The 13874-nt window shown below is 72.2% G+C and carries 12 protein-coding genes; 8 read left to right on the top strand and 4 right to left on the bottom strand.

Annotated elements, in window-relative coordinates:
* Window positions 1-86 precede the first annotated feature (86 nt).
* The gene (gene ilvD / locus ACFWZ2_RS27440) at window positions 87-1940 is read left to right on the top strand and encodes a dihydroxy-acid dehydratase (RefSeq protein ID WP_384550077.1); all 1854 of its coding nucleotides are present in this window, start codon (window positions 87-89) and stop codon (window positions 1938-1940) included.
* A 124-nt stretch (window positions 1941-2064) separates the two neighbouring features.
* Window positions 2065-2364 carry an SH3 domain-containing protein gene (locus tag ACFWZ2_RS27435; protein ID WP_384550189.1) on the top strand — a complete coding sequence of 100 codons (300 nt, stop codon included), beginning with the start codon at window positions 2065-2067 and terminating at the stop codon, window positions 2362-2364.
* A gap of 23 nt (window positions 2365-2387) precedes the next feature.
* Here ACFWZ2_RS27435 and ACFWZ2_RS27430 read toward each other — a convergent pair whose 3' ends face one another.
* On the bottom strand, window positions 2388-4640 hold the full coding sequence (locus ACFWZ2_RS27430; RefSeq protein WP_384550076.1) for a PQQ-binding-like beta-propeller repeat protein: 2253 nt from the start codon (window positions 4638-4640) through the stop codon (window positions 2388-2390).
* A gap of 156 nt (window positions 4641-4796) precedes the next feature.
* On the opposite strand from ACFWZ2_RS27430, the gene ACFWZ2_RS27425 reads away from it, so the two are divergent.
* Together ACFWZ2_RS27425 and ACFWZ2_RS27420 are read left to right on the top strand one after the other, a co-directional pair.
* Window positions 4797-5318, top strand: a complete 522-nt coding sequence (locus tag ACFWZ2_RS27425; protein ID WP_384550074.1) for an EamA/RhaT family transporter — start codon at window positions 4797-4799, stop codon at window positions 5316-5318.
* A 93-nt stretch (window positions 5319-5411) separates the two neighbouring features.
* Window positions 5412-6194: a class I SAM-dependent methyltransferase gene (locus tag ACFWZ2_RS27420; RefSeq protein WP_384550072.1), complete on the top strand. Its 783-nt coding sequence runs from the start codon at window positions 5412-5414 to the stop codon at window positions 6192-6194.
* On the opposite strand, the gene ACFWZ2_RS27415 is transcribed toward ACFWZ2_RS27420, so the two are convergent.
* Window positions 6149-7768, bottom strand: coding sequence for a SulP family inorganic anion transporter (locus ACFWZ2_RS27415; RefSeq protein WP_384550070.1), 1620 nt, complete (start codon window positions 7766-7768; stop codon window positions 6149-6151). The genes ACFWZ2_RS27420 and ACFWZ2_RS27415 overlap by 46 nt on opposite strands.
* A 329-nt stretch (window positions 7769-8097) precedes the next feature.
* Here ACFWZ2_RS27415 and ACFWZ2_RS27410 point away from each other — a divergent pair, with 329 nt between their 5' ends.
* From ACFWZ2_RS27410 to proC, 3 genes are all read left to right on the top strand, one after another.
* On the top strand, window positions 8098-8832 hold the full coding sequence (locus ACFWZ2_RS27410) for an ABC transporter ATP-binding protein (protein ID WP_384550187.1): 735 nt from the start codon (window positions 8098-8100) through the stop codon (window positions 8830-8832).
* Between the two features lie 12 nt (window positions 8833-8844).
* Window positions 8845-9582: an ABC transporter permease gene (locus tag ACFWZ2_RS27405; RefSeq protein ID WP_384550068.1), complete on the top strand. Its 738-nt coding sequence runs from the start codon at window positions 8845-8847 to the stop codon at window positions 9580-9582.
* Window positions 9583-9682: 100 nt separating this feature from the next.
* The gene (gene proC / locus ACFWZ2_RS27400) at window positions 9683-10507 is read left to right on the top strand and encodes a pyrroline-5-carboxylate reductase (protein ID WP_384550066.1); all 825 of its coding nucleotides are present in this window, start codon (window positions 9683-9685) and stop codon (window positions 10505-10507) included.
* A 13-nt stretch (window positions 10508-10520) separates the two neighbouring features.
* Here proC and ACFWZ2_RS27395 read toward each other — a convergent pair whose 3' ends face one another.
* Window positions 10521-11108 carry a cysteine hydrolase family protein gene (locus tag ACFWZ2_RS27395; RefSeq protein ID WP_384550064.1) on the bottom strand — a complete coding sequence of 196 codons (588 nt, stop codon included), beginning with the start codon at window positions 11106-11108 and terminating at the stop codon, window positions 10521-10523.
* 143 nt (window positions 11109-11251) lie between these two features.
* Here ACFWZ2_RS27395 and ACFWZ2_RS27390 point away from each other — a divergent pair, with 143 nt between their 5' ends.
* Entirely contained in the window at window positions 11252-12223 is a 972-nt protein-coding gene (locus ACFWZ2_RS27390; RefSeq protein ID WP_384550185.1) for a GlxA family transcriptional regulator, read from the top strand.
* Here ACFWZ2_RS27390 and trpS read toward each other — a convergent pair.
* Window positions 12178-13188 carry a tryptophan--tRNA ligase gene (gene trpS / locus ACFWZ2_RS27385; protein ID WP_384550063.1) on the bottom strand — a complete coding sequence of 337 codons (1011 nt, stop codon included), beginning with the start codon at window positions 13186-13188 and terminating at the stop codon, window positions 12178-12180. The two genes, ACFWZ2_RS27390 and trpS, sit on opposite strands and share 46 nt — an antisense overlap.
* Window positions 13189-13874 lie beyond the last annotated feature (686 nt).

Genomic DNA, 13874 nt, shown 5'->3' with positions numbered 1-13874 from the left:
AGATCGTGGAGTGGCGGCGTACGCTCGGCACCAAGTCATACCTGCCTCGAAGGCCCCGCCAGGGGCCCCTGAAGGAGCGAGCGACGATGCCCGAGCTGAGGTCCCGTACCGTCACCCACGGCCGCAACATGGCGGGCGCCCGCGCCCTTATGCGCGCCTCCGGTGTACCCGGGGCCGACATCGGGCGGAAGCCGATCATCGCCGTGGCCAACTCCTTCACGGAGTTCGTGCCCGGCCACACCCATCTGCAGCCCGTCGGCCGCATCGTCTCCGACGCGATCCGCGAGGCCGGCGGCATCCCCCGCGAGTTCAACACCATCGCGGTGGACGACGGCATCGCGATGGGCCACGGCGGCATGCTGTACTCCCTGCCGTCCCGCGACCTGATCGCGGACTCGGTCGAGTACATGGTCGAGGCGCACTGCGCCGACGCCCTGATCTGCATCTCCAACTGCGACAAGATCACCCCCGGCATGCTGATGGCGGCCCTGCGCCTCAACATCCCGACGGTCTTCGTCTCCGGCGGCCCCATGGAGGCGGGCAAGGCCACGCTCGTCGACGGCACCGTCCGCAAGCTCGACCTGGTCAACGCGATCAGCGACGCCGTCAACGAGAACATCTCGGACGAGGACATCCTCCGTATCGAGGAGAACGCCTGTCCGACCTGCGGCTCCTGTTCCGGCATGTTCACCGCCAACTCGATGAACTGCCTGACCGAGGCCATCGGCCTCTCCCTGCCCGGCAACGGCTCGGTGCTCGCCACGCACACCGCCCGCAAGGAGCTGTACGAGCGGGCGGGCCGGACGGTCGTCGACATCACCAAGCGGTACTACGACGGCGACGACGCCTCCGTCCTGCCGCGCAGCATCGCCACCCACGCCGCGTTCGAGAACGCCATGGCCCTCGACATCGCCATGGGCGGCTCCACGAACACGATCCTGCACCTGCTCGCCGCGGCCCGCGAGGCCGAGGTGGACTACGACCTGTCCGACATCGACGCCGTCTCGCGCCGCGTCCCGTGCCTGGCCAAGGTCGCCCCGAACGCCGCGCCCACCACGACGTACTACATGGAGGACGTGCACCGCGCGGGCGGCATCCCCGCGCTCCTCGGCGAGCTGTACCGCGGCGGGCTGCTCAACGAGGACGTGCACACCGTCCACTCGCCCTCCATCAAGGAGTGGCTGGACACCTGGGACATCCGCTCCGGCTCCGCGTCGGACGAGGCCCTCGACCTGTGGCACGCGGCGCCCGGCTGCCGGCGCTCCGCCGAGGCCTTCTCGCAGTCCGAGCGCTGGGACACCCTCGACACGGACGCCGCGAACGGCTGCATCCGCGACGTCGCGCACGCCTACTCCAAGGACGGCGGCCTCGGCGTCCTCAAGGGCAACATCGCCGTCGACGGCTGCGTCGTGAAGACCGCGGGCGTCGACGAGTCGATCTGGACGTTCGAGGGCCCCGCGGTCGTCTGCGACTCGCAGGAAGAGGCCGTCGAGAAGATCCTCAACAAGGGTGTGCAGGACGGCGACGTGGTCGTCATCCGCTACGAAGGCCCCAAGGGCGGCCCCGGCATGCAGGAGATGCTCTACCCGACCTCCTTCCTCAAGGGCCGCGGCCTCGGCAAGTCCTGCGCCCTGGTCACCGACGGCCGCTTCTCCGGCGGTACGTCGGGTCTGTCGATCGGCCACGCATCGCCCGAGGCGGCGTCCGGCGGCACGATCGCCCTCGTCGAGGACGGCGACCGGATCCGCATCGACATCCCGAACCGCTCGATCGAACTCCTCGTGCCGGAGGCGGAGCTGGCCGCGCGCCGCGAGGCCCTCGGCGGCGTGTACGAGCCCAAGGCACGCGAGCGCAAGGTCTCCGCCGCCCTGCGCGCGTACGCGGCGATGGCGACGAGCGCCGACAAGGGCGCGGTCCGGGACGTCTCGAAGCTCGGCTGAACCCCGGTTCCGGGCCGGGCCCGGGAACCTTTGTGCGGCGCGGGTGCGTCCTTGGTGTGAGGAACATGCCAAGGGCGGCCCGCGTCGCCCGTTACGGGGGGAGAGCACTGTGAGCGAGAACGTCATGGCGCCGGACGCGATCGACGAGTCGGGCGAGACCGGTGTGACCGTCGAGGCGATGGCCGCAAGGACCTACCCGATCGTCGCGGACGTCAACGTCCGCTCGGGCCCCGGCACGTCGTACGCCAAGGTGGGCCGCCTCCGCGCGGGCTCCCGCGTCTCCATCTCCTGCCAGAAGTCCGGCGAGACGGTCACCGGCCCGACCGGCACATCAAAAATATGGGACCGCATCGGCAGCGGCCGCTACGTCTCGGACACCTACGTCCGCACGGGCAGCAACGGCTACGTGGCGCCGCGCTGCTGAGGGGCCGGTGGGGCCCGTCAGCCTCAGCCGGACTTCCGCGGCTTCGTCGCGTCGAAGGTGAACACCGTGTTCTTGGCGGCCGTCACGACCACCATCCGCCCCGCGACGGTCACCCGGGCGCTGGCGTTCGTCTCGCCCGACAGGCCGTCCGCCCGCGGGTCCGTCGTCCACAGCGGCTCGCCCCTGCGCGAGGAGAGCGCGACGACCCGGCCGCTGGCCGAGCTGAAGTACAGCGCCCCGTCCCCGGCCACCGGCCCGGAAGCGCCCTCGACGCCGGTCTGCCGGGACCACTTCTTCCGGCCGGTCGCCGGGTCGAGGGCCGTGACGAGTCCGGTCTGCCCGCTCACGAAGACGGTGCCGTCCGCCATCCCCGGCGTCCCCGCGTACGTCTTCGGCAGCCGGGAGTACGCGACCTTGCGCGCGTCCCCGTCCACCCGCATCACCCCGTCGTAGCCGATGGACTCCAGCCGCCGCTCGTTCCGGTGCAGGAGTACGAGGCTGTCGCCGGCGGTGCCGACCGGCTGGGCCGGGCCCTTGAGGGCGATGGCCCTGCCGAGCGAGCCGGACGCGAGGTCGACGACGTGCAGGGTGGGGTGGCGCACCTCGCCGGCCGACACCTCGGTGTCCGGCGCGCACATCGCGTAGAGGCGGGTGCCGGAGGGGACGGGGGCGCACTGCGTGCCCGCGGGGAACGGCTGCTTCCAGGCGACCGTGCCGCTGTGCGCGCGCCGCGCCTCGAAGCGGGTGTTGGACGCGTCGACCGTCACGACTGTCGAGCCGACGACCACGGCGTCCTGCGTACGTCCGGTCACGGCCGTCGACTGGGCGCCCGACGGCACCGACCACAGCTCCTTGCCCTTGTCCGCGTCGATGGCGACCACCTCGGTGTCCGGGTCGCCCGGCGCGTCCTCGGCCGCGAAGCGGTAGCCGAGCACCGTGTCGTCGGTGGCACCCACCAGGTGCATGCCCTGGACCGGCACGCCCGGGCTCTTCTCCGTCCAGACGCGGGAGCCGTCGGACGCGCGCAGCCTGGCCGCCACGACCCCGCCGCCCCCGCAGAACACCGCGTCGCCGTCGGCCACACAGCGCAGCTCGTCCGGGATGTCGGCGCGGCCGCCGAGGACCGTCTTCTTCCACGGCGCGAACCCGTGGGGCAGAGGCGCGCCGGTCGCCGCGACGTTGCCGCCCTTGCCGCCCGTGTCGTCCGGCCCTTCGGAGGAGTCGGTGCCGACCAGCGTGACCCCGCCCGCGATCGCGACCACGGCGACCGCGGCCGCGAGCACCGGGCGCCAACGGCGGCGCAGCCGACGGCCCATGAGGGTGCCGGTGCGGGGCTCCCCGGACTCCTCGTCGGCCCCGGGCAGGGCCGGGGCGCTCGGCGGAGGGGTGGTGTCGTCCGCCGACAGATGGTGCTGCGTGTCCGTCTCGCGGGTGGGGCAGCCGGCGCCGTTCCCCGCGGGCCCGCCGAGGTCGGACGGCAAGTCCCGCAGCCGTACGAGGAGTTCGTCCGCGGAGGGACGGTCCGCCGGGTCCTTGGCGAGGCACGGCTCGACCGCCGCGCGCAGGGCCGTCGGGACGGCGCCCAACGAGGGTGCCTCGTGCACCACTTGATACGCCGTCATATAGGGGCTGTCCGCGTCGAAGGGGCCCTGCCCCGTCGCCGCGTACACGAGCAGCGTGCCCAGTGAGAAGACGTCGGAGCGCGGTCCGACGCCGCGCGGCGCCTGCAGCTGCTCCGGCGACATGAAGGGCGGCGTGCCGATCACCCGCCCCGTCATCGTCAGGGTCTGCTGGTCCGCCGCGCGCGAGATGCCGAAGTCGATGACGCGCGGGCCCTCGGGGGAGAGCACGACGTTCGACGGCTTGAGGTCACGGTGCACCACCCCGGCGCGGTGGATGTCCCGCAGCGCCTCGGTCAGGCCGATGGCCAGCGTGCGCAGCTCGGCGCCGCCGATGGGGCCCTGCTTCGCGATGCGCTGGGCGAGCGTGTGGCCCTCGATGAACGTGGTGGCCATCCACGGGTGCTCGGCCTCCGGATCGGCGTCGATCACCGCGGCGGTGAACGCGCCGCTGACCCGGCGGGCCGCGGCCACCTCCTGCCGGAAGCGGATCCGGAACTCCTCGTCGTCCGCGAACTGCTGGTGGATCAGCTTGATCGCGACGGGGCGCCCCGAAGCCGTACGCGCGAGAAAGACCGTGCCCATTCCGCCCGACCCGAGCCGGGCCTCGAGCGGATAGCCACCGATCTCCTCCGGGTCCCCTCCACGAAGCGACACCCGCACCGACCTCCCCCCGCTGTTCCCGGCCACGCCTTTGCGCCACCCAAACTAGCGGCCGTCCCGTACGCACTGGCAAGGCGGGGGACGAATAGGGCGCGCCGTGCCTCGCGCCGCCCTCGGCCGGACCCGCGCCCACCGGGCGATAATCAAACGGTGAGCGAAGAACCCGGCACCCCAGGCCCCACTGGTACCTCTGGCGCCACCGGCACCACCCCCGGTCCGCAGCCCGAGCCCATCCGCTTCTTCGGGACGACCTGGGTCGCCCACGACAGCGGGTACGGCGCCCGCCGCGTCGGCGCGGCCGTCGGCTCCCTGGCCCTCGCGGCCGCGGGCTGCTTCGTCCTGCGCTTCGCGTACGAGGGCCTTGCCATCGCGGACGTGGGCACGTTCGTGAACCTCCTGGTCGTCGTGATGTTCGCGATCTGCAGCGCCATCGCCTTCCGCCGCACCTGGGAGGGCTTCACCCGACGCCACGACCCCGCATCCGTGGCCTCCATGCGCGGCCTGATGACCATCGGCTTCATCGGCACCCTCCTCGCCTACTTCTTCCGCTCCCTGACGGAGGCCCCCGGCGAGGGGCTGCACCGCCAGGAGTACGACACGGCACGCGAGCAGTACGAGAAGCGCACGTCCCGCCGGACGGGCAATCCGTCGCGGAAGAAGCGGAAGGGCTGAGGGGCGCGGGGCTGATGGATCGAGGCGCCGGCGGGCCCTCGCGTGCTCGCGGAGGGCTGGATCAGGTGGTCGGTCCGGCGTGAGGATGGGGGCATGACGTCCGCCCCCTCGTCCGCCCTCCGCGCCCACTCCTTCAACGCGGCGGCCGCCCAGTACGCGGCGAACCGCCCCTCCTATCCGCCCGCCCTCCTCGACTCCGTCGAGCGCCTGGCGGGCCGGCCCCTCGCGGGTGCGCGCGTGGTGGACGTCGGCGCGGGCACCGGCATCGCCACCGCCCTGCTCGCCGAGCGGGGCGCGCACGTCGTCGCGGTCGAGCCGGGCGCGGGCATGGCGGAACAGTTCCGCCGCACGCTGCCCCGCGTCCCCGTCGTACGCGGCGACGGCAACGCGCTGCCGCTCGCGGACGGTTACGCCGACCTCATCACGTACGCCCAGGCCTGGCACTGGACGGACCAGGAACGTTCCGTCCCCGAGGTCCTGCGCGTACTGCGCCCCGGCGGCGCCCTCGCCCTGTGGTGGAACATCACGGACCCCGAGACCCCGTGGCTCGACGAGCAGAGCGAGCGGATCGCCCGCTGCCTCGGCGCGGTCGACGACGCACGGCACACCGCCGACCGCACCAGAACCAGCACCAGCGAGCTCACGACGGCGCTGGACTTCCACCGCGACCGGCTGCGCTGGAGCCGCCGCGTCCCCCTCGACACCCACCTCGCCAACCTCGGCACGCACTCGGCGTTCCTGGTCATCGAAGCGGAGCGCACGGCGGCCTTCCTCGCCGACGAGCGGGCCGAACTGCTCAAGGTCTTCCCGGACGCGACGGTCGAGGAGCGCTACGTGGTGGACCTGCTGGTCGCGATCCGGCCCTCGTCGGACTGAACCGTCTCCTGGGCAGGCCGCCCCCGGCGCGCCGACCAGCTCTCCAGCGCGGTGGCGCAGGCGAGGTCGACATGCCGTAGCCCTTCGAGATCGAGCCGTACGGGCCGGTCGGCCGGCAGTGCCTCCAGCGCGTCGAGCAGCTTCGGCAGCCGCAGGAACGTGGCATGGCCGATCACCCGGACCGTCAGCCCCGCCGCGCCCCGGTCCTCGGTCTCCACATGCACATGGCTGATGTCCCACGCCGTCTTGCCGACCGCGATCGCGAGCCCGACCAGCACCCCCTGGAACAGGTCCGTCGCCACGATCGACACGGCCGTCACCCCGAGCACCACCGCCTCACCGCGATGCTCCCGCCACAGCGGCCCCAACTCCCGTACGGGAATGAGCTTGCACCCCGCGTGCACGAGCAGCCCGGCGAGCGCCGCCACCGGAATGAGCCCGAGCGCGGCGGGCAGCGCGGCCGCGAACAGCAGCAGCCACACACCGTGCAGGACGCGGGACGCCTTGGTCCGCGCCCCGGCCCGCACGTTCGCGGCGCTGCGTACGATCACGGCGGTCATCGGCAGCGCGCCGAGCATCCCGCAGACGGCGTTGCCCGCGCCTTGCGCGATCAGCTCCTTGTCGTAGTGCGTACGCGGCCCCTGATGCAGCCGGTCCACCGCCGCCGCGCTGAACAGCGACTCGGCGGACGCGATCAGCGCGAACGCGAGCACGGTCCCGAGCACACCCACTTCCGTGAGCCGCGCCAACTCGCCACCGCCCGGCGGCCGTACGGCATCGAGCAGCCCCCGCACCTCGATCCTGTGCACGGGCAGCCGCAGCAGCGCCGTGACGGCGGCGGCGAGCGCGACCGCGACCAGCGGCGCGGGCAGGATCCGGGCGGCCCTGTGCCAGCGCGGCCACAGGACGAGCACCAGGACCGTGCCCGCGCCCAGGGCGAGCGCGGCGGGCTCCGCGGCGCCCGCGAGCCCCCCGAACCCGGCGATCTTCCCGCCCGCACCGGCCGGCGCGGCGAGATCCCCCAGCACGTACAGCTGTCCGGTGATCAGTACGAGCCCGATCCCCGCGAGCATGCCCTGCACCACGGCGGCGGAGACGGCCCGGAACCACCGCCCGAGCCGCAGCGCCCCCACCCCGATCTGCAGCAGCCCGGCGGCGAGCACGAGCACACCGAGCGTGCGGAGCCCATAGGCGTGCACGGCCTCGTAGACGAGCACCGTCAGACCGGCGGCGGGCCCGCTGACCTGGAGGCTGCTGCCCGGCAGCGCACCGGCGACGAGCCCGCCGACGATGCCGGTCACGACGCCGAGCCCGGCGGGCACACCGGACGCGACGGCGACCCCCACGCAGAGGGGGAGGGCGACGAGGAAGACGACGAGCGAGGCGGTGAGGTCGGCGCGGGAGAGACGGACCCGGCGGTTTCGAGGGCCGGGGAGGGGCGGGGGGAACAGGAATGAGGGGGACAAGGAGGCACCTCCGGTGCGGGGCGCGCGGCCGGTGAGTGGCCGAGCGCGTACGGGAGATGCGTGGGGCGGGGTGCCGGGGCGGGGGAGGCCCGTGACACTGAAACCCATTGTCACGTAAGGGAGTTGCCCGCCGCGGCGCTCCGGAGTTACGCCTGCGTGAACCCGGAAGCGTTGGGGGTGCGCCCCGACGTCCCCGCCGCCCGCACGCCCCCTGAGTGCGCGGCGCCTTGACGGGGTCCGGCTCCCGGAGGATTATTCATCACATGATGAATAATCAGAGTCCGGAGGCTTCGGGGGCGGGGCCGGGGACTGCCGCGCCTGAGGCGGCGGGGCCTGAGGCGGCGGGGCCTGAGGCTGCCGCGCCTGAGGCGGCAGGGCCTGAGGCGGCGGGGCCTGAGGCTGCCGCGCCTGAGGCGGCAGGGCCTGACGCCCCCGCCATCCTGGCCAGGGGACTGACCGTCGTCCGAGGCCCCCGCACCGTCCTGCGGGGTCTCGACTTCGCCGTCCCCCGAGGACAGATCACCGGGCTCCTCGGCCCGTCCGGCTGCGGCAAGTCCACGCTCATGCGGTCGGTCGTCGGGACCCAGGCCAAGGTCACGGGCGAGCTGGAGGTCCTCGGCCGCCCGGCAGGCGCCCCCGCCCTGCGCTCCCGCATCGGCTACGTCACCCAGGACCCGTCCGTCTACGACGACCTGACCGTCCGCCAGAACCTGGACTACTTCGCGGCCGTACTCGCCCCGGGCCGGGGCCCCGCCGCCGAACGCCGCCGCACCGTCGACCGCGTCCTCGACGACGTCGACCTCGCCTCGCACGCCGACTCGCTCGCCGGCAACCTCTCCGGCGGCCAGCGCAGCCGCGTCTCCCTCGCCGTGGCCCTCATCGGAGCCCCCGAACTCCTCGTGCTCGACGAACCGACCGTCGGCCTCGACCCCGTGCTCCGCCGCGACCTGTGGAACCTCTTCCACGCCATCGCCGCCGACCGGGGCGCCGCGATCCTCGTCTCCTCCCACGTCATGGACGAAGCGGAACGCTGCCACCGCCTCCTCCTGATGCGCGAGGGCGAGATCCTCGCCGACGACACCCCCGACGCGCTCCGCGCCCGTACGCACTCCGACACGGTCGAAGCGGCCTTCCTCCACCTGGTGGACGCGGCGAACCAGCAACCCCGCTGAACGGGAGCCCCCATGAACACCTACCGCACCTTCGCCACCGCCGCCCGCGTCCTGCGCCAGCTCCGCCACGACCCGCGCTCCATCGCGCTGATGATCCTGGTCCCCTGCGTGATGCTGCTGCTCCTGCGCTACGTCTTCGACGGCAGCCCGCAGACCTTCGACTCGATCGGCGCCTCGCTGCTCGGCATCTTCCCGCTCATCACGATGTTCCTGGTGACCTCGATCGCCACCCTCCGCGAACGCACCTCGGGCACCCTCGAACGCCTCCTCGCCATGCCCCTCGCCAAGGGCGACCTCATCGCCGGCTACGCCCTCGCCTTCGGCGCCCTCGCCGTCGTCCAGTCCGCCCTCGCCACCGGCCTCGCCCTGTGGGTCCTCGGCCTCGACGTCACGGGCTCCGCCTGGCTGCTGCTCCTGGTCGCCCTGCTCGACGCCCTCCTCGGCACCGCGCTCGGCCTGTTCGTGTCGGCCTTCGCCGCCTCCGAGTTCCAGGCCGTCCAGTTCATGCCGGCGGTGATCTTCCCCCAGCTCCTGCTCTGCGGCCTGTTCGCCCCGCGCTCCAGCATGCAGCCGGTCCTGGAGTGGATCTCCGACGTCCTTCCCATGTCGTACGCCGTCGACGGCATGAACGAGGTCCTCCACCACCCCGACGTCACCGGCGACTTCGTGCGCGACGCCGTCATCGTCGCCGCCTGCGCCGTCCTGGTCCTCGGCCTCGGCGCGGCCACCCTGCGCCGCCGCACGGCCTGACCCGGCCGCCGCCCGTCCGTCAGCCGGACGCCCGCCGCCCCTCCGCCCACGCCAATGCGAGGATGGCCGCCGGACGACGCAACCCCGGAGGCCACCGCTCATGAGCCGCACCACGAGCCAGAAAGTCGCCGTACTCGGCACCGGCAAGATCGGCGAAGCCCTGCTCAGCGGCATGATCCGCGGCGGCTGGGCGCCCGGCGACCTCCTGGTCACCACCCGCCGCCAGGAACGCGCCGACGAGCTCCGCAACCGCTACGGCGTCACCCCCGTGAGCAACGCCGAGGCCGCCAAGCAGGCCGACACCCTGATCCTCGCCTGCAAGCCGCAGGACATGGCCAGGCTCCTCGACGAGCTCGCCCCGCACGTCACCGCCGACCGCCTCGTCATCAGCGCCGCCGCGGGCATCACCACGTCCTTCATCGAGGAGCGCCTGGCCGAGAACACCCCGGTCGTCCGCGTCATGCCGAACACTCCCGTCCTCGTCGACGAGGGCATGTCCGTCATCTCCGCGGGCAGCCACGCGACCGCCGAGGCGCTGACCCACGCGGAGGACATCTTCGGCGCCGTCGGAAAGACGCTCCGCGTTCCCGAGACCCAGCAGGACGCCTGCACGGCGCTGTCCGGCTCGGGCCCCGCCTACTTCTACTTCCTGGTCGAGGCCATGACCGACGCGGGCATCCTCCTCGGCCTCCCGCGCGACAAGGCCCACGACCTGATCGTCCAGGCGGCGATCGGCGCCTCCGTCATGCTCCGTGACAGCGGCGAACACCCGGTGAAGCTCCGCGAGAACGTCACCTCCCCCGCGGGTACGACGATCAACGCCATCCGCGAACTCGAGAACCACGGAGTACGCGCGGCCCTCATCGCGGCCCTGGAAGCCGCCCGCGACCGAAGCAAGGAACTGGCCTCGGGCAACAACGCGTGACCCCCGAGAGGCTCTAGCGGCCGACCCCGGCCAGCACGTCCGCCGTGGACAGCACCTTCGCGAACCCGCCCCCGTGCAGGGACACCGCGGAGGCCCGCGCCAGCTCCTCCGCGGCGAGGCGCCAGCCGAACGGCCCCACCAGGTCGAACGTGTGCGTGGCATCGAGCGCGAACACCACCTCGTACCCCAGGTTCCCGCCCATCCGAGCCGTCGTCTCCGCGCACATGTTCGTCTGGATCCCGGCCACCACGAACTGCGAGATCCCCGAGGCCTTCAGCCACGCGTCCAGGTCCGGCGTCCCGTAGAACGCCGAGTTCACGGTCTTGGTGAGGAGCAGCTCGGGCCCCGCCCCCTTCCCGCGCCGCCGCTCGACGTACTCCTTGAAGTCGTTGCCCTCGTACCCGGGCCGCAGCGGCGACCCCGGCTTCGGCGAGTCGTGCCGCACGAACACGACCGGCCGCCCCGTCGCCTGCCACGCGTCGATCAGTGAGGCGATGTTGTCGTCGGCCTCCGGGTTGTTCCGCGGCCCCCAGAACTCCTCCTCGTCGAACCCTTTCTGTACGTCCACCACGACCAGTGCTGCGTTCTCTGCGATCTCCATGCCCACGATGCTGCCGCCCCGACGGCCCCCGCCCCAGGGGTCCGAAAGCCAGCGATCGATGGTTTACTGCCACGGTGCCCAGCAGCCCCGCGCCCGCATCCACCGCGCCCGCATCCACCGCACCCGTCGACACCCCCCAACGCATCGCGCTCCTCGCCTTCCCCGGCATCCGCGCCTTCGACGTCTCCGTCATCACGGAGGTCTGGGGCACCGACCGCACCGACCGGGGTGCACCCTCCTTCGACCTCCGCCGCGTCGCCGCCGACACCGCACCCGTACCGATCAGGGGCGGCCTCACCCTCACCCCCGACCGCGGCCTGGCCTGGCTGAACCGGCTGTCCGGCACCGACCTGATCGTCGTCCCCGGCCTGGACGACCATCTGACGCCCGCCCCCGCACCCGTACTCGAAGCCCTGCGCAGGGCCCACGCCCGCGGCACCACCATCGCGGCACTCTGCGGCGGCGCCTTCGCCCTGGCCCAGGCGGGTCTCCTCGACGGCCGCCGCGCGATCACCCACTGGAACCTCGTCGACCTGCTCCGCACCCACCACCCCCGCGTCACCGTCGAACCCGACGCCCTCTTCATCGAGGACGACAACATCTGGACCGCGGCGGGCACCGCAGCCGGCATCGACCTGTGCCTGCACCTGGTCCGCACCGCCCACGGCTCGGAGGCCGCCGCGACCATCGCCCGCTCGATGGTCACCGCGCCCTTCCGCACCGGCACGCAGGCCCAGTTCATCGAGCACCCCACCCCGCGCGCCGACCGCGACGCCGACGCCCTCGCCTCCGTACGCGAATACGCCCTCCGTCACCTCCACGAACCACTCACCGTCACCGGCCTGGCCACCCGCGCGGGCATGTCCGCCCGCTCCTTCGCCCGCCACTTCACGGCCGCCACCGGCACGACCCCGCTCCGCTGGCTCCTCGACCAGCGCATCGCCGCCGCGCAGAAACTCCTCGAACGCACCGACCTGCCCATGCCGGAGGTGGCCCGCCGCGCGGGCTTCGGCAGCGAGGTCACGATGCGCCAGCACTTCGCATCACGCCTCGCCACCAGCCCACGCGCCTACCGCGCCTCGTTCACCGGCGGCAGCAGCCCGACCGCCCGATAGGCACGGTCCACCGTCGGCCGGGCCATCCCTCTGGCCCGCTCGGCCCCCCGACGCAGCACCCCTTCCACATACGAGGGATCAGCGACCAGCTCCTTGTGCCGCTCCTGCACGGGCCTGAGCAACTCCACCACGGCCTCCGCAGTGTCCTTCTTCAGTGCGCCGTACGACGCGTACGCACCGCTCAAGGCCTCGGGATCCCCGCCTTCGCAAGCGGCGAGGATCTCCAGCAGATTCGTGACGCCCGGCTTGGCCCCGCGGTCGTACGCCACCTCGGTGCCGCTGTCCGTGACGGCCCGCAGGATCTTCTTCCGCACCACGTCCGGCTCGTCCAGCAGATAGACGATCCCCGCGACGGAGTCGTGGGATTTGCCCATCTTCGACGTCGGGTCCTGCAGATCCATGACCCGCGCCGCGACCTCGGGCGGCGTGGCCCGCGGCACGACGAACGTCTGTCCGTAGCGCTGGTTGAACCGCACCGCCAGGTCCCGCGTCAGCTCGACATGCTGCGTCTGGTCCTCACCGACCGGCACCTCGTCGGCGCCGTACGCCAGGATGTCCGCCGCCATCAGCACGGGATAGGTCAGCAGGGACAGCCGCACACTCCCGCCGCGCTCACGCTCCTGCGCCGACTTCTCCTTGTACTGGATCATCCGGCGCATCTCGCCGTCCGTGGCGACGCACTCCAGCAGATACGACAGCCGGGCGTGCTCGTCCACATGACTCTGTACGAAGACGGTGGCCAGGTCGGGATCGAGCCCCGACGCGAGCATCAGCGTCGCGGCCTGCCGACTGAGCCTGCGCACCCGCCCCGGATCGTGCTCCACGGTCAGCGCGTGCAGGTCGACCACGCTGAACAGCGCGTCGGCCCGGTGCTGGTCGATCTCCACCCACCGCCGGACGGCTCCCAGGTAGTTCCCCAGGGTCAGGTGCCCCGTCGGCTTGATCCCGCTGAAGATCCTCTTCATCTCTCCGCCTCCTGGTCGGGACCGCCGGTCCGACGGCCGGGATCCAGGTCCTCCAGGGGGAGAAACGCGAACGGCCGCCGAAGCGGCGGCCGTTGAGTGCATGCGTAGGTCCGGCCGCCGTCAGGCGGCCCACCACAGCTGGGTGCACGCATGCGTTGTCATGCGGCCCAGGGTAGTCCTCCGGTGGCCACTCCGTCCTGGAGTTGACACTCCTGGGGCAGGTACGTAGTGTTCTCCGAGTTGCCCGACGTGAGCGTCGACCACTTGGTCGGTCCCCGGGCAGCCATTCCGCAAGAACCATTTCAGCGATCGACGTCGTGTTCCCTTCTCGGGTGCGCCTTCGGCTCGTTTTCATGCGTATTTGCGAAATGAGGAATCGGCGTTCGAGAGAACGCCCCCGATTAGGTCGGGAGCCAGGATTCCGCTAAAGTCTCACTCGTCGGAACGGCCCAACAGCCGGGAAGACAACCCCACTTCGACTGGGAATCGGGCCCGAAAGGATCTGATAGAGTCGGAACCGCCGGAAAGGGAAACGCGAAAGCCGAGAGGCTGGCGCGGGAACCGGAAAGGCACCGAGGAAATCGGACACGAAAGAGTCTGATAGAGTCGGAAACGCAAGAACAAAAGAAACACCGAAGGGAAGCGCCCGGAGGAAAGCCCGAGAGGGTGAGTACAAAGGAAGCGTC

This window comes from Streptomyces sp. NPDC059002 (assembly GCF_042740435.1).
In the GTDB taxonomy this organism is placed as follows: domain Bacteria; phylum Actinomycetota; class Actinomycetes; order Streptomycetales; family Streptomycetaceae; genus Streptomyces.
Note: the sequence above shows the minus strand (reverse complement) of the source record. Positions and strands in the feature narration are given on the sequence as shown.

What these genes read in the sequence shown, in the direction of transcription:
- ilvD (WP_384550077.1), top strand. Translation starts at nt 87, where the DNA reads ATGCCCGAGCTGAGGTCCCGTACCGTCACCCACGGCCGCAACATGGCG.
- ACFWZ2_RS27435 (WP_384550189.1), top strand. Translation starts at nt 2,065, where the DNA reads ATGGCGCCGGACGCGATCGACGAGTCGGGCGAGACCGGTGTGACCGTC.
- ACFWZ2_RS27420 (WP_384550072.1), top strand. Translation starts at nt 5,412, where the DNA reads ATGACGTCCGCCCCCTCGTCCGCCCTCCGCGCCCACTCCTTCAACGCG.
- ACFWZ2_RS27415 (WP_384550070.1), bottom strand. Translation starts at nt 7,768, where the DNA reads ATGGGTTTCAGTGTCACGGGCCTCCCCCGCCCCGGCACCCCGCCCCAC.
- ACFWZ2_RS27405 (WP_384550068.1), top strand. Translation starts at nt 8,845, where the DNA reads ATGAACACCTACCGCACCTTCGCCACCGCCGCCCGCGTCCTGCGCCAG.
- proC (WP_384550066.1), top strand. Translation starts at nt 9,683, where the DNA reads ATGAGCCGCACCACGAGCCAGAAAGTCGCCGTACTCGGCACCGGCAAG.
- ACFWZ2_RS27395 (WP_384550064.1), bottom strand. Translation starts at nt 11,108, where the DNA reads ATGGAGATCGCAGAGAACGCAGCACTGGTCGTGGTGGACGTACAGAAA.
- trpS (WP_384550063.1), bottom strand. Translation starts at nt 13,188, where the DNA reads ATGAAGAGGATCTTCAGCGGGATCAAGCCGACGGGGCACCTGACCCTG.